The following is an 18,804-nucleotide window of genomic DNA, read 5'->3' as shown; positions in this document are numbered from 1 at the left end:
GAGTCCCTTCATGCTCCGCAAGCTCCTGCTCTCCCCGGCCCTGCGCCCGTTCCTGCTGATCCTGTTGCTGCTGGTGCTTTGGGACCTCGTGATCCGGCTCTTCAAGATCCCGGCTTACCTGATCCCGCCGCCGTGGGAGGTGGTCAAGCAACTCGTCGCCGAATGGCCGCGCCTGCTCGCCGAGAGCTGGAAGACCACGCTCGCCACGCTCGGCGGCTTCGGCCTCACGATCCTCATCGGCATTCCGATCGCGATGGTCATCGCCTACTCGCGGCTGGTCGAGTCGTACGTCTATCCGCTGCTGGTGTTCTCGCAGAGCATTCCGAAGGTGGCGATCGCGCCGCTCTTCGTGGTGTGGTTCGGCTTCGGCATCCTGCCCAAGGTGATCAGCGCCTTCCTGCTGGGCTTCTTCCCGGTGGTGGTGTCCACGGTGATGGGCTTCAAGTCGGTGGAACCCGACATGCTCGACCTGGCCCGCTCGATGGGCGCGAGCCGCCTGCAGACCTTCTTCAAGATCAGCCTGCCGCAGGCCCTGCCCGCGATCTTCAGCGGCCTGAAGGTGTCGGTCACGCTGGCCGTCGTCGGCGCGGTGGTCGGCGAATTCGTCGGCTCCAACTCGGGCATCGGCTACGTGCTGCAGGTGGCCAACGGCAATTTCGACCTGCCCTTGATGTTCGCCGCGCTGGTCGTGCTGTCGAGCATCGGCGTGATCCTTTTCGTCGCGGTCGACCTGGTCGAGCGCTTGATGATCCCGTGGCACGCCTCGCAGCGCCACGTGCAGTGAGTTCCTTCGTCATACCCAGAAAACTCCCGGAGACAACCGCCATGAAGAAACTGCTTCCCTCGATGCTCGCCGTCGCCGTCACGGCCCTGGCCACCTTCGCCATCGCCCCCGCCCCCGCCCATGCCCAGGCAGACAAGCCCAAGGACAAGGTGACGCTGATGCTCAACTGGTACCTCTACAGCGAGCACGCGCCTTTCTTCCTCGGCAAGGAAAAGGGCTTCTACGCCGAAGAGGGCATCGACCTGGACATCCAGGAAGGCCGCGGATCCGCCGTCACCGCGCAGGCGGTGGCCGCCAAGTCGGCGACCTTCGGCTACATCGACGTCACCACCATGATCAAGGCCGCCGCCAAGGGCGCGCCGCTCAAGTCGACCGGCGTGCTGTTCCAGGTGAGCCCGATGTCGGTCATGGGCTTCAGCGAGAAGAACATCAAGACGCCCAAGGACATCATCGGCAAGACGGTGGCCGTCACGCCCGGCGATTCGATGTCGCAGATGTGGCCGCTCTTCCTCAAGGTGAACGACATCAAGCCCGACCAGGTGAAGATCGTCTCGGGCGACGGCCAGACCAAGCTCAATGCGGTGACCAACGGCCAGGCCGACCTCCTGCTGGGCTACGTGATGGACCAGGCCATCAAGCTGCAGGACGCCACCGGCAAGCCCGTGACGCCGATCCGCTTTGCCGACTCGGGCGTGAACCAGATCAGCTCCGGGATCATCACCAACAAGAACCTGCTGACCGAGAACCCCGACCTCGTGAAGCGCTTCATGCGCGCCTCCACCAAGGCCGCCGAAGCCGCCGAGAAAAGCCCGGAAGCCGCCGTCGATGCGATGCTCAAGGCCAACCCGAAAGCCGGCGTGCGCGACACGCTCATCGTGGGCATGAAGCAGAGCGTGGCGCTTTATCACACGAAGGAAACGGCAAACCAGCGCCCGTTCCGCGTGGCGATGAAGAACGTCAACGACTCGCTCGACCTGCTGGTGCAGTACGGCGGCATGGACGCGTCCACACGCGGCAAGCCGGAAGACTACGTCACCCTCGACTTCCTGCCGAACTGATCTTTCGTCCGCGCGCTCGCTGTTGTCCCCCTTCACGCACCCCATGTCCCAAGTCAACCTGATAGAAGCGCGCGGCGTCGCCAAAACGTACCAGAGCAAGGACGGCCCGGTCGAGTCGCTCAAGCCGCTGGACTTCGCCATCCAGGAAGGCGAGTTCGTCTCCGTCGTCGGCCCCTCGGGCTGCGGCAAGAGCACGCTGCTCAAGATGGTCGCGGGCCTGCTGCCGATCAGCGGGGGCGAGCTCACACTTGCCGGCAAGCCGATCAAGGGCCCGCAAAAGGACGTGGGCATCGTGTTCCAGAGCGCGGTGCTGCTGCCATGGCGCAGCGTGGAAGACAACATCCTGCTGCAGGCCGAGATGCGCCACCTTCCCAAGGCTGCCTCGCAGGCCCGGGCGCGCGAGCTCATGGAGATGGCGGGCCTCAAGGGCTTCGAGGGCAAGTACCCCTGGCAGCTCTCGGGCGGCATGCAGCAACGCGCCTCGATCTGCCGCGCGCTGCTGCACGACCCCTCGGTGCTGCTGATGGACGAGCCCTTCGGCGCACTCGACGCGATGACGCGCGAGAAGATGAACCTGGAGCTGCAGCGCATCTGGATGGCGTCGAAGAAGACCGTGATGCTGATCACCCACAGCATCCCCGAGGCGATTTTTCTCTCGGACCGCGTGATCGTGATGAGCGAGCGCCCCGGCTCGATCGCGGCCGTCTACGACATCGACCTGCCGCGCCCGCGCACGCTCGACATGATGGCCTCGACGGAGTTCGGCGCGTACACGAAGCTGGTGCGCGCGCATTTCTTCTCGCAGGGCATCCTGGACCACTGAAGCCCGACATGGACGCGCCCCGCTTTCACATCGAAGAGATCCGCTTTTCCGAGCGCGACGTGGCGCTGCGGCTCCCGTTCCGCTTCGGCGCCGCCACCGTCACCGCCTGCCCGCAGGTGTACGCGCGCGCCCGCATCCGCTTCGAGAACGGTGGCACGGCCGAGGGCTGCGCGGCCGAGATGATGGTGCCCAAGTGGTTCGACAAGAACCCGGCCCTCAACAACGAGCAGAACTTCGAGCAGCTGCGCTTTGCGCTGCGCGATGCGCGCGATGCGTATGTGGCCGAAGACGATGCGCAGACCGCGTGGACGCACTTCGCCTCGAACTACGCTGGATTGCAGGCCCGCGCGAAGGCCAAGGGCCTGCAGGCGCTGGTGGCCAGCTACGGCCCTGCGCTGATCGACCGCGCCGTGATGGATGCGTTGTGCCTGCACACCGGCGCGAGCTTCGCAACCGCCATGAGCGCCAACCTCTGCGGCATCGACATCGCGGGCAGCGGGCTCGCCGACGACCTCGCGGGCTTCGACATGCCCGCGTTCCTGGCCAGCCGATCGCCGCGCGCAAGCATCGCAGCACGCCACACCGTCGGCCTGGCCGATGCCATCGACGAGAGCGACGCGCTGACGGACGCACCGACCGACGGCCTCCCCACCACGCTCGCCGCGGCGGTCAAACGCTACGGCCTCACCCACTTCAAGCTCAAGCTCTGCGGCAACACCGCACAGGACATCGACCGGCTCCAGCGCATCGCCCGCGTGATCGACCTTCACGCCCAGCTCGTGACGCTCGACGGCAACGAGCAGTACGCCGACGCCGACGACTTCGCCGTCTTTCTCGACCGCATGCTCTCCACGCCCGTGCTGTGGAAGCTCGCGCAGAAGACCGTCTTCGTCGAACAACCGATCCGCCGCGATGCGGCCCTGGAGCGCAGCGTGTCGGCGCTGGGCAAGCGCATCCCGTTGCTGATCGACGAATCGGACGCCACGCTCGATGCCTTCGTGCAGGCCCGCGCGCTCGGCTACACCGGGGTATCGAGCAAGAGCTGCAAGGGCTTCTACAAGTCGGTGGTCAACGCGGCCCGCTGCGCGCACTGGAACGCGGAAGAAAAAAGCGAGCGCTATTTCCTTTCCGGCGAAGACCTCACCATGCAGGCCGGCATCGGCGTGCAGCAGGACCTCGCGCTCGTCGGCTGGCTCGGCTTGTCGCATGTCGAGCGCAACGGACACCACTACGTCAACGGCCTCGCGGCCGTGCCCGAGGCCGAGCAGCAAGCCCTGCTGAAACTGCACCCCGGCCTCTACGAACTGAGCGACGGCGCCGTGCGCCTCGCCATCCGCGGCGGACAGCTCCCCCTGTCGTCGCTCGCCACCGCGCCCGGCTTTGCCACCGGCATTCCCGGCGCGGGCATCTCGTGGGACGCCATGCGTTCCGTCTACTGAAGCACCCCTCTCGCACCCCAAGGAAGAAAACGATGGCCACCCAACGTCTCGGAATCATCATGCACGGCGTCACCGGCCGCATGGGCATGAACCAGCATCTGATCCGCTCGATCTGCGCGATCCGCGCGCAAGGCGGCGTCACGCTGTCGAACGGCGACAAGGTCATGCCCGACCCCATCCTCATCGGCCGCAACGCCGAGAAGATGGAGGCGCTCGCCAAGGCCCACAACATCGCGCGCTGGGGCACCGACCTCGACAAGGCGCTGGAGAACAAGGACGACACGATCTTCTTCGACGCCGGCACCACGCAGATGCGCCCCACCCTGCTGGCCAAGGCCATCCGCGCCGGCAAGCACGTGTACTGCGAGAAGCCCATCGCCACCAACCTGAACGAAGCCGTCGAAATCGCACGCCTGGCCGAAGGCTCGGGCCTCAAGCACGGCGCGGTGCAGGACAAGCTGTTCCTCCCGGGCCTGCGCAAGCTCGACATGCTGCGCCGCGCCGGCTTCTTCGGCCGCATGCTCAGCGTGCGCCTGGAGTTCGGCTACTGGGTGTTCGAGGGTGACCTGCAGCCCATCCAGCGTCCGAGCTGGAACTACCGCAAGGAAGACGGCGGCGGCATGATCCTGGACATGATGTGCCACTGGCGCTATGTGCTGGACAACCTGTTCGGCGAAGTGAAGTCGGTCTCGTGCATCGGCGCGACGCACATCCCCAAGCGCTGGGACGAAGCCGGCAAGCCCTACGAAGCCACCGCCGACGACGCGGCCTACGCCACCTGCGAACTGACCGGCCACAACGGCGAGCCGGTGATCGCGCAGATCAACATGAGCTGGGTCACGCGCGTGCGCCGCGACGATCTGGTGACCTTCCACGTCGACGGCACCGACGGCTCGGCCGTCGCGGGCCTCTCCAGCTGCCGTGCCCAGTCGCGTGTCGCCACGCCGCGCCCGGTGTGGAACCCCGACGAGAAGCAGATGATGAATTTCTTCGACCAATGGCAGGAGATTCCGGACTCGCAGGTCTACGACAACGGTTTCAAGATCCAGTGGGAGCACTTCATTCGCCACGTGGTGGAGAACGAGCCCTACAAGTGGACGCTGCCCGAAGGCGCCAAGGGCGTGCAGCTGGTCGAGGCCGCGCTAGAGTCGTGGAAGGACCGCCGCTGGGTCGACGTGCCCGTGCTGAAGGTCTGAAGAAGAAGCTGCCATGGCCCTCTCGCTGACCCTCCCCACCGCGAACGGCGCGCTTGCGCCCTATGCCTTGCGCGGCACCGCGCCCGTCAAGCCCGATGCGGGCGTGAAGTTCAACCGCATCGCCTACTCGGCCGCTCACGTCGTGGCCGACCCGTTCGCGGCCGTCGACCCGTGGCTGCAGGCCGCGGTCGACTGGGACACCACCATCGCCTACCGCCGCCACCTGTTCTCGCTGGGCCTGGGCGTGGCCGAGGCGATGGACACCGCGCAGCGCGGCATGGGCCTGGACTGGCCCACGTCGCTCGAACTGATCCGCCGCTCGCTCGATGCCGCGAAAGACGTCCCGGGCGCGCTGGTCGCCTCGGGCTGCGGCACCGACCACCTCGACATCGACGACGTGAAGAACGTCGACGATGTGATCCGCGGCTACGAGGAGCAGATGGCCGCCATCGAAGCGCTCGGCGGCAAGCTGATCGTGATGGCCAGCCGCGCGCTCGCCCGCGTGGCGAAGAGCCCCGCCGACTACGAGCGCGTGTACGACCGCATCCTGGGCCAGGCCAAGCAACCCGTGGTGCTGCACTGGCTCGGCGACATGTTCGACCCGGCGCTCGCTGGCTACTGGGGCACGAAGGATATCGATGCGGCGATGGACACCGCCGTGGGCATCATCGCGGCGCATCCGGACAAGGTCGACGGCATCAAGATCTCGCTGCTCGACAAGGACAAGGAAATCGCGATGCGCCGCCGCCTGCCCAAGGGCGTGCGCATGTACACCGGCGACGACTTCAACTACGCCGAGCTGATCGCAGGCGACGGCTTCGGCGACGAGCCCACGCACGGCAAGAGCGATGCACTGCTCGGCATCTTCGACGCCATCGCGCCCGCAGCCAGCGCAGCGCTCGGCGCACTGGCCCAAGGCAATACCGAGAAGTTCCACGCGATCCTCGGGCCCACGGTGCCGCTCTCGCGCCACATCTTCGCGGCGCCCACGCGCTTCTACAAGACGGGCGTGGTGTTCATGGCCTGGCTCAATGGCCACCAGAAGCACTTCACGATGGTGGGGGGCCAGCAGAGCACGCGCTCGCTGCAGCACTTCGCGGAACTGTTCCGCCTCGCGGATGCGGCGAACCTGCTGGAGCAGCCGGAGTTGGCGGTGCGGCGCATGAAGACGCTGCTGGCCCTGCACGGCGTGGAAAGCTAGTCATGCGCCTCCACGCTCATCACTTCGTGCATCGCTGCCCCCCGAGGGGGCGCTCAGTGCCCTTCGGGCGGCCGGGCGGGCACTGACCCATGCGCGACTTCTCGCAAAACCACGACTGGCTCTCGATCAACACCGCCACGGTGCGCAAGCAGTCGGGCGCCGAGGTGCCGCTGGACCGCATCATCGACCAGTGCGCCGAGCGCGGCATCCTCGCGATCAGCCCGTGGCGTGACCAGGTTGCAGCCGTCGGACTCGACAAGATTGCGAAGCAGTTGAAGGCGCACGGCATCGGCCTCTCGGGCTACTGCCGCGGCGGCTTCTTCCCCGCGCCCGATGCGGCTGGCTTGAAGGCCGCACTCGACGACAACCGCCGCGCCATCGACGAGGCGAAGACGCTCGATGCGCCGTGCCTCGTGCTGGTCGTCGGCGCCCTCCCCGGCGCGCTCGACGGCAGGGCCGCATACAAGGACATCGCTCGCGCGCGCAGCGAAGTACGCGACGGCATCGCAGCTTCACTCGAATACGCCCGCAAAGTCGGCATGCCGCTCGCCATCGAGCCCCTGCACCCGATGCAGGCGGCCGACCGCGCCTGCATCAACACGCTCGAACACGCGCTCGACCTCTGCGACGAACTCGACGCGGGCAGGAGCGGCATGCTCGGCGTGGCGCTGGACATCTATCACGTCTGGTGGGACCCGAAGCTGCAGCAGCAGATCGCCCGCGCCGGCCGCGAGCGGCTGCTGGCGTACCACGTCTGCGACTGGCTCACGCCCACGCGCGACCTGCTCTCGGACCGCGGGATGATGGGCGACGGCGTGGTCGAGTTGAAGAAGATCCGCGGCTGGGTCGAGGACGCGGGCTTCGCGGGCTTCAGCGAGGTCGAGATCTTTTCGAACCTCGACTGGTGGCAGCGGCCGGGCGCCGAGACACTGGACGTGTGCATCGAGCGACATCGCAGCGCGGTCTGACGCATCGCGCCGAAGCGAATCGCAGCCGCTTGTGCTGCAATTCGCCCCATGGCTGACCCGACCCTCGACGACCTGCGCCGCTACGCGGTGGCGCGCACCCTCTTCAAGCCGACTACCTTGCCCAGCGCGATCCGCCAGCTCGGCTTCGTGCAGGCCGATCCGATCCGCGCACCGGCGCGCGCGCAAGACCTGACGCTGCGCCATCGCGTGAAGGACTACCGCGCGGGCGATCTCGAAAGCCGCTACACCCGCCTGGCCATCGAGGAAGACTGCCTGGTCAACTACGGGTTCCTGCCGCGCGAGCATCTTGCGCTCATGCATCCGCGCGAAGCCAAGCAGGCCTGGGACGCCGAGACGCGGCGCAAGGCCGCCGACGTGCTGGCCTATGTGCGCGAGCACGGCCCGGTGCATCCGCGCCAGGTCGAGCAGCACTTCGCGCACGGCCGCATCCGGAACTATTGGGGCGGTTCGAGCAACGCGACCACGCACCTGCTCGACGGCATGCACTACCGCGGCATGCTGCGCGTGGTGCGGCGCGACAGCGGCACGCGCGTCTATGAAGCGGTGACGCACCTGCCCGCCGACGACAGCCCCGCCGGCCGCGCGCAACGCGCCGCCGCGCTCATCGAACTGATCGTGCGCAAATACGCGCCGCTGCCCGCCGCGAGCCTCACTTACCTCGTGCGCCTGCTCGGCTACGGCGCGCCGCACCTCGCGGCGCAGACGCAGGCGGCGTTGCGTCTCGCACGTGAAGAGCTCGCGAGCTGCCGCATCGATGGGACCACCTGGTACTGGCCCGCCAACGAGAACCCGGCCTCCAAACGCCACGCGCCCGACGACGCGGTGCGGCTGCTCGCGCCCTTCGATCCGGTCGTGTGGGACCGCCGCCGTTTCGAGCTGCTTTGGGGCTGGACGTACAAGTTCGAGGCCTACACGCCCGCGCCCAAGCGCCAGTTCGGCTACTACGCGCTGCCGCTCCTGTGGCACGACCGCGTGATCGGCTGGGCCAACGTGACTGCGCCCGAGGGCCGCCTGCAGCCCGCCTTCGGCTACGTCGGCAGGAAGCCGCGCGATGCGGCGTTTCGCGCTGCGCTCGACGACGAGCTGCACCGCATGACGCAGTTCCTGGCGGGGCGTGCATCGCCGACGACATAAATCCCCGCGCGCCTCAAGGTCTGGCGCGCGGGCGACAACCCGGCCCGGGCGGCACTTCTAGAATCGCGCCGTCGCCCGGTCCGCCGGCCGGCAAGCGTTCTCAGGGCGGGGTGCAATTCCCCACCGGCGGTGATGGCGGCCGAAAGGTTGCACAAGCCCGCGAGCGCCCGAGGCCTGCGCAAGCAGGCCGAGGGGTCAGCAGATTTCGGTGCGATTCCGAAGCCGACGGTCACAGTCCGGATGAAAGAGAGCGCGAAATGCGGGCACGCCCGCGCGCTCGGCCACGAGCGCGCGGTGGGCCTTGCGGTTTCGTGCGCCCTGATTCAGGAAACCTGCTTTCAGAGGCACACCATGAGTCAGATCAACGACCTTCCCCTCTCCGCCATCACCGCGTCGAATGCATCGCGCGGCGAGCGCATCGCCTTCGTCGAGGCGCAGTGGCATTCCGACATCGTTCACCAGGCACGCGACGCCTTCCTCGAAGAGATGGCGCGCCTGGGCGTGGCCCGCGAGCTCATCGACATCTTCGACGTGCCGGGCGCCTTCGAGATTCCGCTGCATGCCAAGCGCCTGGCCAACTCGGGCAAGTACGCGGCCATCATCGGCTGCGCGCTGGTGGTCGACGGCGGCATCTACCGCCACGAGTTCGTCGCGAACACGGTGGTCAGCACGCTGATGTCGCTGCAACTCGAGACCGACGTGCCGATCTTCTCGGCCGTGCTCACGCCGCACCATTTCCACGAGCATGTGGAGCATCGCAAGTACTTCCACCGCCATTTCGCGATCAAGGGCACGGAAGTGGCCGAGGCCTGCTTCAAGACGCTCGAGGCGCTGAAGAAGGTGGACGCGGCACTGGCCGCGTGACAACGGCTGCAAGTCCGCAGTAATCTGCGCGGATGGCCTCTCCATCCGCTTCCAGAGATCGCTACACCCTTTACGGCGCGCCCGGTTCGGGCGCCACGCCGGTCCATGCGGCGCTGACGCTGATCGGCGCGGAAGTCGAGACCATCGACGTCGCCACCTGGGAGGGCGAGTCCGAGCGCGAACGCATGTCGGGCATCAACCCGATGCGCCAGGTGCCCGCGCTCGTGCTGCCCTCGGGCGAAGTGATGACCGAGAGCGCGGCCATCCTGATCTGGCTCGGCGACCGCTACCCCGAAGCGGGCCTGTGTCCCGCGCCAGACGATCCGCTGCGCGCGCGCTACCTGCGCTGGATGGTCTATTTGCCGGCCGCCATCTATTCGCTCTACTGGGTGCGCGACGATCCCACGCGCCTTACGCCCGACCCTGCGGCGCAACCCGCGATGCTCGAACGCACCGCCGAGCGCATTGCGCAATGCTGGCACCTCATGGACACGCAGATCGACGAGCCCGCGCCCTACCTGCTCGGCGACAGGATCAGCATGCTCGACCTGTATGTGACGGTGCTCTCGCGCTGGACCCCGCAGCGCCGGCGCTTCTACCGGGTGGCGCCGCGCATGGCACGCGTGGTGCGGCTTGTGGACGCCGACCCGCGCCTGGCCGACTTCTGGGCTGCGCGCTTTCCGTTCTCGATGGACGAGAAAGCCGAAGAGAACTGAGCCCGCGCTTCCGATAATCGACGCCATGACCGCACGCACCCCCACCACCGATTACCCGATGACGATCTATCACAAGCCCAACTGCAGCACGTCGCGCAACGTGCTGGGCTTGATCCGCGAAAGCGGCGTGGAGCCGACGATCGTGCTGTACCTGGAGACGCCGCCTTCGAAGAAGAAGCTGCGCGACTTGACGAAGGCAATGGGCATCGAGGCACGCGACCTGCTGCGCACGAAGGAAGCGCCGTACGAAGAATTGAAGCTCGCCGACCAGAAGTGGACGGACGACCAGTTGTTCGACGCGATCGTGGAGCACCCGATCCTGCTGCAGCGGCCGATCGTCGTCTCGCCCCGCGGCACGTTGATGTGCCGGCCTTGGGAGCGCGTGCGCGAGATCCTCCCCGTGTAAAAAGACTCACCCCCCGGCTTTCGCGCACTTCGTGTCGCTTCTCCAACCCCCTACCGGGGGCAACACCAGAGGCCCGGCAAAGCCGGTTCCTCGGTGTCCCACGAACAGACACAGACCGTGTCGCTTCAAGTGCTCTGCTGCATCGATCCCCACGCGACATGCTCGCGCACGAGTTCGCTCGGGTGCTCGGCCCGCGTCGCCAGTGCCTCCTTCGCGCCGACCTCGCCCGATCTGACCGCATTGCCCAGCGCCACCGCGATGTTGCGCAGCCACCGCTCGTGCCCGATGCGCCGTATCGGACTGCCTTCGGTGCGGCGCAGGAACTCGTCCTCGGTCCATGCAAAGAGTTCGGCCAGCGTGCGTCCCGTGAGGCCTTCGCGCGCGTCGAAATCGGGCAGCGCGCTCTTCTTCGCGAACTTGTTCCAGGGGCAGATCAACTGGCAGTCGTCGCAGCCATAGATGCGGTTGGCCATGAGAGGCCGCAGCTCCTCCGGGATCGGCCCGCCGTGTTCGATGGTGAGGTACGAGATGCAGCGCCGCGCATCGAGCCGCCGCGGCGCGACGATGGCCTGCGTCGGGCACACGTCGATGCAGGCGCTGCAGCTGCCGCAGTGCGCGGTGACGGGTTCGCTCTCGGGCAGCGCCATGTCGACATAGATTTCGCCAAGGAAGAACATCGAGCCCGCGTCGCGGTCCAGCACCAGCGTGTGCTTGCCGCGCCATCCCTGGCCGCTGCGCGAGGCGAGCTCGGCCTCGAGCACCGGGGCCGAATCGGTGAACGCGCGATGGCCGAAGGGGCCGACCTCTTCGGCGATCTTCTCGGCCAGTTTCGCAAGCCGGTTGCGCAGGACCTTGTGATAGTCGCGGCCCCGCGCATAGACCGACACGATGGCCTCGCCGGGCCGCGCGAGGCGGTCGAACTCCACGGCCTGCCACTCGGGGGGCGTGTCGCGCGGCAGGTAGTCCATGCGCGCGGTGATCACGCTCACCGTGCCCGGCACCAGCTCCGCGGGGCGCGCGCGGCGCGTGCCGTGCGTTGCCATGTATTGCATTTCGCCATGGAACCCATGGGCCAGCCATTGCATCAGACCGTCCTCGGCGCTCGATAAATCGACGCCCGCGATTCCGATTTGGGAGAATCCGAGTTCCCGGGCCAAAGCCTGAATACGAACAACGAGTGGATGGCTGACGATCACTTGCCGATTGTAGAAACGCCCAAGGGCACCCCCCGCACCCGCATCCTGCGCTGGGGCAGCGAAGCCGACACCGACGCTTTCGCGCGGTCGCTCGCCGCTTCGCCCGCATTGCGCGATGCCTTCATCGCCCTCGAAGGCGACCTCGGGGCCGGCAAGACCACCTTCGTTCGCCACCTGCTGCGCGCGCTCGGCATCGAGGGCCGCATCAAGAGCCCCACCTACGCGGTGGTCGAGCCGCATGAAGCGCCCGACGGCCTCGCGATCTTCCATTTCGATTTCTATCGCTTCGCCGACCCGCGCGAATGGGACGACGCCGGTTTCCGCGACATCTTCGCGGGCCCTGGCCTCAAGCTGGCCGAGTGGCCGCAGAACGCCGCGGGCCGCACTCCACCTGCCGACCTAGCTATTAAAATCGAAGCAATGACCGACGACACACGCAGCGTGACCCTCCTGGCGAACACCCCTCGCGGCAGCGATCTGCTGGCGCGCATCGCCGCATGAAGGCGGGGGGCCTGAAACGCCGCGTGCTGCTGCAGGGCGGCAGCGTCGCGCTGATGCTGGGCGTGCACCAGATCGCACGCGGCGCTACCATCCTGGCCGTGCGCGTCTGGCCTGCGGCCGACTACACGCGCGTGACCATCGAGTCCGATGCGCGGCTCACCTCGCAGCAGCTCGTGGTGGGCAGCCCACCGCGGCTGGCCGTCGACATCGAAGGCATCGAGCTCAACAGCGAATTGCGCGAACTCGTCGGGAAGATCAAGCCGGGCGATCCGTACATCAACGGCCTGCGCGTCGGGCAGAACGCACCGACGGTCGTTCGCATCGTGTTCGACCTGAAGCAGACGGTGCGGCCGCAGGTCTTCTCCCTTGCGCCCGTGGCCGCCTACAAGCACCGGCTGGTGCTCGACCTGTACCCCGAACAGGCCATCGACCCGATGGAAGCGCTGATCGCCGAACGGCTGCGCGATGCGCCCAAGCCAGGCACCAGCAACGGCTCGGCGGTTGCTGGCATTGCGCCTTCGCCCGCCCCGGTGCCGGGTGCCGCGCCCGCACCGGTGCGCCCCGCGATGCCCGCGGGCGATCCGCTGGGCGATCTCATGGCACAGCAGTCGATGCGCCCCGGCCCCGCGGCACCTGCGCCGCCCGTCGTGGCGGGCGTCGACCGCCCCGCTGCACCACCCGTGCTCGTGGCGCCGCCTCCATTGCCGCCCGTGGTGGGCACCGCGCCTGTCAGGCCCGTGTCGCCCCCTGTCGCCGCCGCGCGCGGTGGCGCAACGGCAAGCCGCACCGACCGCATCATCATCGTGGCGCTCGACCCCGGCCACGGGGGCGAAGACCCCGGCGCCACCGGCCCCAGCGGCACGCGCGAGAAAGACATCGTGCTGCAGGTCGCGTTCCGTCTTCGCGACCGTATCAACGCGGGCAGCGTCAACGGCAACCCGATGCGCGCCTTTCTCACCCGCGATGCCGATTTCTTCGTGCCGCTGGGCGTGCGCGTGCAGAAGGCGCGGCGCGTGCAGGCCGACCTCTTCGTGAGCATTCATGCCGATGCGTTCACGACGCCCGCCGCGCGCGGCGCCAGCGTGTTCGCGCTGAGCCAGAGCGGCGCCTCGAGCAGTGCGGCGCGCTGGCTGGCCAACAAGGAGAACGACGCCGACAAGGTCGGCGGCGTGAACGTCGGCAACCACGAGGCGCAGGTGCAGCGCGCGCTGCTCGACATGAGCACGACCGCGCAGATCAACGACAGCCTGAAGCTCGGCGGCGCGATGCTCGGCGAGATCAAGGGCATCGGTGCGCGGCTGCACAAAGGCCAGGTCGAGCAGGCCGGCTTCGCTGTGCTGAAGGCACCGGACATCCCGAGCGTGCTGGTGGAAACAGCCTTCATCAGCAACCCCGAAGAAGAAGCCAACCTGCGCCGCGTCGATTACCAGGAGAGCCTGGCCGATGCGCTCATGCGCGGCATCCAGCGGTACTTCGCGCAGAACCCGCCTTTGGCACGCAGCCGACAGCTCTAGGCTCACCCTTAGCTTCGCGCACTTCGTGGCGCAACGCCTTCCCCCAACCGGGGGCGACTCAGGCACGCCGGCAAAACCGGTTCCGCGGTGTCCCGCGAAGAGCATCCCTGCTGTTTTGTAAAGCCAAAGCACGCCTTCTGTCCCACGCAGGGCGGCCCGTGACACCGCACAGTCAGGCGCGGCAGGCTCCTACACATCGAACGCAGGCGTTTTGATGATGATGAACCATCACTCCTCGAAAGGGCACATCATGAAGACACGTCTCTGGATCGCTGCAGCCGCAGCCACTTCGGTCATGGCGATTGCGGGTTGCGCAAGCGGCCCCAACCAGAACCTCGGTACTGGCGTCGGCGCGGTTGGCGGTGCACTGGTGGGCAATGCCATCGGTGGCAACACTGCCAGCACGGTGGGTGGTGCAGCCATCGGCGGCATCATCGGTAACCAGGTGGGCCGCAACGCCGACGAGCGGAACTACAACCGCCAGACCTACCCGCAGGGTAGCGGCTACTACCCGAGCAACGGCCCGCGCTATTAAGCGGACTGCATGAACGAAAAGGCGCGCCCCTGTGGCGCGCCTTTTTTATGGGCGGTGCGGCGAGAGAGGTTCAGGCCGAGGCGGCCCGGGCTTTCTCTGCCTTCGACGCGCGCCACGCACCGAAGATCGCCAGCAGCCCCGGCACGAAGATCAGCGCCCAGATGATCTTGTCCAGGTGCTGCCGCACGAACGGCAGGTTGCCGAAGAAGTAGCCCGCAGTCGCAATACCCAGCACCCAGATCAGCGCACCCACCACGTTGTACATGGTGAACTTCGCGCGGTTCATTTCCGCCACACCCGCCACGAACGGCGCGAAGGTGCGAATGAAGGGCATGAAGCGCGCAAGGATGATGGTGATGCCGCCATAGCGTTCGTAAAAGCCGTGGGCCTGGTCGAAGGCCTTGCGGTTGAAGAAGCGCGAGTTCTCCCACTGGAAGACCTTCGGCCCGAAGTAGCGGCCGATCGAATAGTTGCACTGGTCCCCGAGGATGGCGGCGGCGATCAGGATGCCGCAGGCCAGCGGAAAGTTCATGAGCCCCGCGCCGCACAGCGCACCCACGATGAAGAGCAGCGAATCGCCCGGCAGGAACGGCATCACCACCGCGCCGGTCTCCACGAAGACGATCAGGAAGAGCAGCGCATAGACCCAGGGGCCGTAGGCGATGACGAAGGCCTCGAGATGCTTGTCGACGTGAAGGATGAAGTCGATGAGATAGCTGATGATTTCCATGGCCGCGGATTATCCTTGTTGACGTCTTGAGCCCCTCCCGAATCACCCCATGATCCAAATACGCGAAGCCCTCGATGCGGACTGGCCCGCCATCTGGGCCGTCCTCGAACCGACGTTCCGCCGCGGCGACACGTACACCTACCCGCCCGATGTGAGCGAGGACACGGCCCGCCACTCGTGGACGAAAGTACCCACCCATACGTTCGTGGCCTGCAACGAAGAAGGCACGGTGCTCGGCACCTACGTCATCAAGCCCAACCAGCCCGGCCAGGGTGCACATGTGAGCAACTGCGGCTACGTGGTGTCCGAGGCCGCGCGCGGCCTGGGCGTGGCCTCGGCGCTGTGCGAACACTCGCAGCAGCAGGCGCTGCGCATGGGCTTTCTGGCGATGCAATTCAACTTCGTCGTGTCCACCAACGAGCGCGCGGTGCGGCTCTGGCAGCGGATGGGCTTCGCGATCGTCGGCACGCTGCCCGGCGCGTTCCGGCATCCGCAGCATGGCTTCGTGGATGCCTTCGTCATGTAAAAGCAGTTGCGATAAAACCATCCTTCGCGGAGAACATCGAATGGAAGGTCGGTGCATCCAGCTGAAGCCATCGATGGCGGCGACACGTTCCACGGCTTCGCTTGACCTGGTGGACCTGCTCGATGCGAGGCTGCTGCCGGTGGCGGTTTTGGAGATGGCGCGAAAGCGACTCGAGCGCTCAACTTCGTCACACTTCTAAAATGCCCCGGTGAGCGCACTCCCCTCCTCCATCCCCCCCTCCCCACGCCGCCCGATCCGCGAGCTCCCCGACGAGTTGATCAGCCAGATCGCCGCCGGCGAGGTGGTCGAGCGGCCGGCCTCGGTGGTGCGCGAGCTGCTCGACAACGCGCTGGACGCCGGCGCGCGCCAGATCACGGTGCGCCTGGCCTCGGGCGGCGTGCGGCTGATTTCCGTCGAAGACGACGGCCTGGGCATTCCGCGCGAAGAACTCACCGTGGCGCTGCGCCGCCATGCGACCAGCAAGATCGCGAGCCTGGACGACCTGGAGACGGTCGGCACCATGGGCTTTCGCGGCGAGGCGCTCGCGGCGATCAATGCGATTGCCGAACTCAGCATCCTCTCCCGCTTCGCCGGCGCCGACAGCGCCTTCGCGCTCGACGGCCGCACCGGCGAACTGCGCCCGGTGGCGCGCTCGGCCGGCACCACGGTCGAAGTGCGCGAGCTCTTCTTCGCGACGCCCGCGCGCCGCAAGTTCCTCAAGACCGACGCCACCGAGCTGGCCCACTGCATCGAGGCCGTGCGCCGCCATGCGCTGGCGCGGCCCGAGGTCGGCTTCTCGGTGTGGCACGACGGCAAGCTGGTCGAACAATGGCGCGCCGCCGACGCGCGCGAGCAGCGGCTGGCCGATGCGCTCAGCCAGGATTTCGTGGCCAACAGCGTGGCCGTCGAGCGTCTGAGCGGCGTGGTGCGGGTGGTCGGCCGTGCCGGCATTCCCGATGCGGCGCGCTCGCGCGGCGACCAGCAGTTCTTCTACGTCAACGGCCGCTTCGTGCGCGACAAGGTGCTCTCGCACGCGGTGCGCAGCGCCTACGAAGACGTGCTGCACGGCCAGCGCCAGCCGATCTACGCGCTGTACCTGGAGATCGATCCGTCGCGCGTCGATGTGAACGTGCACCCGACCAAGATCGAGGTGCGCTTTCGCGATGGCCGCGAGGTGCATCAGGCGGTGCGCCACGCCATCGAGGACGCGCTGGCCGCGCCGCGCGCCGGCGATGCCGTGGCGCCCAGCGGCGCGCCCCAGCCTTTCTTCAAGGAAACCGCGCTGCCCGAGAGCGCAAGCTGGTCGCAGCCGACCATGAATTTCGTGGCCCGGGAGCGCGGTGCCGGCGATTTCGAGGCCATGTGGCCGCGCCGCACCGACGAACTTGGCCACGCGCCGGATACCACGCCCTCGCACTGGCCACTGACGGGCGCGGCGCCGTTGGCCTTCCGGGCCCCCGTGGGGCTGCCTGCAAACCCCGACGAAGGCTCTTCGGCCGCCCTCGCCGCCACCAACGAGGACGCCTGGCCCCTGGGCCGCGCCCTGGCCCAGTTGCAGGGCATCTACATCCTGGCCGAGAACACCCAGGGCCTGGTGGTGGTCGACATGCACGCGGCGCACGAGCGCATCGTCTACGAGCGGCTCAAGACGCAGTTGGACGGCGCCGCCATCGCCAGCCAGCCGCTGCTCATCCCGGCCACCTTCGCGGCCACGCCCCAGGAAGTGGCCACCGCCGAGGCCTGCGCCGAGGTGCTGCCTACGCTGGGGCTGGAAATCACCGCCTTTTCGGCACGCACGCTCGCGGTGCGCGCCGTGCCCGGCACCCTGGCCGACGGAGACCCGGTGGAACTCGCGCGCAGCGTCCTGGCCGAACTGGGCCAGCACGACGCCAGCACCGTCGTGCAGCGCGCCCAGAACGAGTTGCTGTCCACCATGGCCTGCCACGGCGCCGTGCGGGCCAACCGAAAGCTCACCATCGACGAGATGAACGCACTGTTACGTCAGATGGAAGCCACGGAGCGTTCGGACCAGTGCAACCACGGCCGGCCGACCTGGCGGCAGCTATCGATTCGAGAGCTAGACACGCTGTTCATGCGCGGTCGGTAGCCGAATCGGCCCCTTTTCAGGGTTTTCGAGGGTTTTGGAAGGTCATCCAGGGACCGGGCACGCACGTTGCATGGTCTCAGCAAAGCGCCGTCGAGCGCTGTTTCGGGGAGTTACCAAGGCGCAACGCCGGCGCGTCATGGTGAATGCGAATGAAACTTTCGGCCGGCATCGCTGTCCCTCAACCCCATGATGAAACGCTGGACCCTCCTCGCGTCTGTCCTCTCCCTCTGCGCCCTGCTCGCCGCCGGTTGCTCCACGTTCGACGCACAACAGCGCGAATGGATCTTCCAGCCCAGCGACCGCAGCTGGGGCAACACCGCCAGCATGACCCAGGGGATGGACGACGTCTGGATCGATTTCCAGTCCTCCATCACCGGCGAGCCCGCGCGCCTGCACGGCCTCTGGCTGGGCGGCGCGCCCGAGACCACCGACACCCCCGTGCTGCTGTACCTGCACGGCGCCCGCTACAACGTGGCCGGCTCGGCCCCGCGCATCAAGCGCATGCACGAGTTGGGCTTCTCGGTGCTGGCCATCGACTACCGGGGCTTCGGCAAGAGCTCCAAGGGCCTGCCCTCGGAGGAATCGGCCCGCGAGGACGCCCGCGCCGCCTGGACCTGGCTGGCCGCGCGCCATCCCAAACAGCACCGCTACATCTTCGGCCACTCGCTGGGCGGCGCCATCGGCATCGACCTGGCGGCCCATGTGAACGACGAGAGCGGCACGATCGTGGAGAGCACCTTCAGCTCCATCGCCGACGTGGTGAGCAGCTTCAAGTGGGGCTGGCTGCCGCTGGGCCCCCTCATCACGCAGCGTTTCGAGGCCATCAACACCGTCAAGGACATCGGCGCGCCGCTCCTGGTGGTGCATGGCACGGCCGACAGCCTGATCAATCCCACGCTGGGCCGCAAGCTCTATGACGCGGCCACGGTGCCCAAGCTCTTCGTGCTGGTCGAAGGCGGCTCGCACCACAACACCAACTCGGTGGGCGAGACGCAGTACCGCGCGGCGCTGACGCAGCTGTTCCGCATGAAGCCCGACAGCATGATGGCGCGCAGCCAGCCCAAGCTGGCACCGCTGACGCTGCC

At 67.4% G+C, this 18,804-nt stretch carries 19 protein-coding genes and 1 riboswitch; of the genes, 17 read left to right on the top strand and 2 right to left on the bottom strand.

The features are described from left to right. The first annotated feature begins 10 nt into the window (after positions 1–10). From RT97_RS27680 to arsC, 11 genes are all read left to right on the top strand, one after another. The gene (locus RT97_RS27680) at positions 11–784 is read left to right on the top strand and encodes an ABC transporter permease (protein WP_042582074.1); all 774 of its coding nucleotides are present in this window, start codon (positions 11–13) and stop codon (positions 782–784) included. Between the two features lie 41 nt (positions 785–825). After that, entirely contained in the window at positions 826–1,842 is a 1,017-nt protein-coding gene (locus RT97_RS27675; protein ID WP_042582073.1) for an ABC transporter substrate-binding protein, read from the top strand. Positions 1,843–1,885: 43 nt separating this feature from the next. Further along, positions 1,886–2,665, top strand: coding sequence for an ABC transporter ATP-binding protein (locus tag RT97_RS27670; RefSeq protein WP_042582072.1), 780 nt, complete (start codon positions 1,886–1,888; stop codon positions 2,663–2,665). Positions 2,666–2,673: 8 nt separating this feature from the next. Further along, positions 2,674–4,104 carry an enolase C-terminal domain-like protein gene (locus tag RT97_RS27665; protein ID WP_042582071.1) on the top strand — a complete coding sequence of 477 codons (1,431 nt, stop codon included), beginning with the start codon at positions 2,674–2,676 and terminating at the stop codon, positions 4,102–4,104. 32 nt (positions 4,105–4,136) lie between these two features. Next, positions 4,137–5,300: a Gfo/Idh/MocA family protein gene (locus tag RT97_RS27660; protein WP_042582070.1), complete on the top strand. Its 1,164-nt coding sequence runs from the start codon at positions 4,137–4,139 to the stop codon at positions 5,298–5,300. Positions 5,301–5,313: 13 nt separating this feature from the next. Further along, positions 5,314–6,501, top strand: a complete 1,188-nt coding sequence (locus RT97_RS27655) for a dihydrodipicolinate synthase family protein (protein ID WP_042582069.1) — start codon at positions 5,314–5,316, stop codon at positions 6,499–6,501. Positions 6,502–6,590: 89 nt separating this feature from the next. Then, entirely contained in the window at positions 6,591–7,469 is an 879-nt protein-coding gene (locus tag RT97_RS27650; RefSeq protein WP_042582068.1) for a sugar phosphate isomerase/epimerase family protein, read from the top strand. A 48-nt stretch (positions 7,470–7,517) separates the two neighbouring features. Beyond that, positions 7,518–8,624 (top strand): DNA glycosylase AlkZ-like family protein, encoded by a 1,107-nt coding sequence (locus RT97_RS27645; RefSeq protein WP_042582067.1) that lies wholly within the window; start codon positions 7,518–7,520, stop codon positions 8,622–8,624. Between the two features lie 92 nt (positions 8,625–8,716). Then, positions 8,717–8,880: riboswitch (FMN riboswitch) on the top strand. A gap of 95 nt (positions 8,881–8,975) precedes the next feature. Further along, positions 8,976–9,488: a 6,7-dimethyl-8-ribityllumazine synthase gene (locus RT97_RS27640; protein WP_042582066.1), complete on the top strand. Its 513-nt coding sequence runs from the start codon at positions 8,976–8,978 to the stop codon at positions 9,486–9,488. Between the two features lie 32 nt (positions 9,489–9,520). After that, entirely contained in the window at positions 9,521–10,204 is a 684-nt protein-coding gene (locus RT97_RS27635) for a glutathione S-transferase family protein (RefSeq protein ID WP_042582065.1), read from the top strand. Positions 10,205–10,229: 25 nt separating this feature from the next. Next, positions 10,230–10,610, top strand: coding sequence for an arsenate reductase (glutaredoxin) (arsC, locus tag RT97_RS27630; RefSeq protein ID WP_042582064.1), 381 nt, complete (start codon positions 10,230–10,232; stop codon positions 10,608–10,610). Between the two features lie 125 nt (positions 10,611–10,735). Here the strand turns inward: arsC and queG are convergent, their stop codons facing one another. Next, the gene (gene queG, locus RT97_RS27625) at positions 10,736–11,806 is read right to left on the bottom strand and encodes a tRNA epoxyqueuosine(34) reductase QueG (RefSeq protein WP_172672263.1); all 1,071 of its coding nucleotides are present in this window, start codon (positions 11,804–11,806) and stop codon (positions 10,736–10,738) included. On the opposite strand from queG, the gene tsaE reads away from it, so the two are divergent. The 3 genes from tsaE (at position 11,792) to RT97_RS27610 (ending at position 14,356) form a co-directional block, all read left to right on the top strand. After that, on the top strand, positions 11,792–12,307 hold the full coding sequence (tsaE, locus tag RT97_RS27620) for a tRNA (adenosine(37)-N6)-threonylcarbamoyltransferase complex ATPase subunit type 1 TsaE (protein WP_042582063.1): 516 nt from the start codon (positions 11,792–11,794) through the stop codon (positions 12,305–12,307). The genes queG and tsaE overlap by 15 nt on opposite strands. After that, positions 12,304–13,821 (top strand): N-acetylmuramoyl-L-alanine amidase, encoded by a 1,518-nt coding sequence (locus tag RT97_RS27615; protein WP_042582062.1) that lies wholly within the window; start codon positions 12,304–12,306, stop codon positions 13,819–13,821. Before tsaE ends, RT97_RS27615 begins: the two co-directional genes overlap by 4 nt. Before the next feature lie 250 nt (positions 13,822–14,071). Further along, positions 14,072–14,356, top strand: a complete 285-nt coding sequence (locus RT97_RS27610) for a glycine zipper domain-containing protein (RefSeq protein ID WP_042582088.1) — start codon at positions 14,072–14,074, stop codon at positions 14,354–14,356. A 70-nt stretch (positions 14,357–14,426) separates the two neighbouring features. Here RT97_RS27610 and RT97_RS27605 read toward each other — a convergent pair whose 3' ends face one another. Beyond that, positions 14,427–15,086, bottom strand: a complete 660-nt coding sequence (locus RT97_RS27605; protein ID WP_042582061.1) for a DedA family protein — start codon at positions 15,084–15,086, stop codon at positions 14,427–14,429. A gap of 49 nt (positions 15,087–15,135) precedes the next feature. On the opposite strand from RT97_RS27605, the gene RT97_RS27600 reads away from it, so the two are divergent. The 3 genes from RT97_RS27600 to RT97_RS27590 form a co-directional block, all read left to right on the top strand. Next, positions 15,136–15,612, top strand: a complete 477-nt coding sequence (locus tag RT97_RS27600) for a GNAT family N-acetyltransferase (RefSeq protein ID WP_042582060.1) — start codon at positions 15,136–15,138, stop codon at positions 15,610–15,612. Between the two features lie 208 nt (positions 15,613–15,820). Next, complete coding sequence (gene mutL / locus RT97_RS27595) at positions 15,821–17,719, top strand: DNA mismatch repair endonuclease MutL (RefSeq protein ID WP_042582059.1); 1,899 nt, start codon at positions 15,821–15,823, stop codon at positions 17,717–17,719. A gap of 186 nt (positions 17,720–17,905) precedes the next feature. Then, on the top strand, positions 17,906–18,804 hold an 899-nt coding region (locus RT97_RS27590), incomplete at its 3' end, for an alpha/beta hydrolase (protein WP_253278328.1).

Source organism: Variovorax paradoxus, from assembly GCF_000834655.1.
In the GTDB taxonomy this organism is placed as follows: Bacteria; Pseudomonadota; Gammaproteobacteria; order Burkholderiales; family Burkholderiaceae_C; genus Variovorax; species Variovorax paradoxus_F.
The sequence above is the reverse complement of the archived record's forward strand: the minus strand, read 5'-3'. Positions and strand labels throughout refer to the sequence as shown.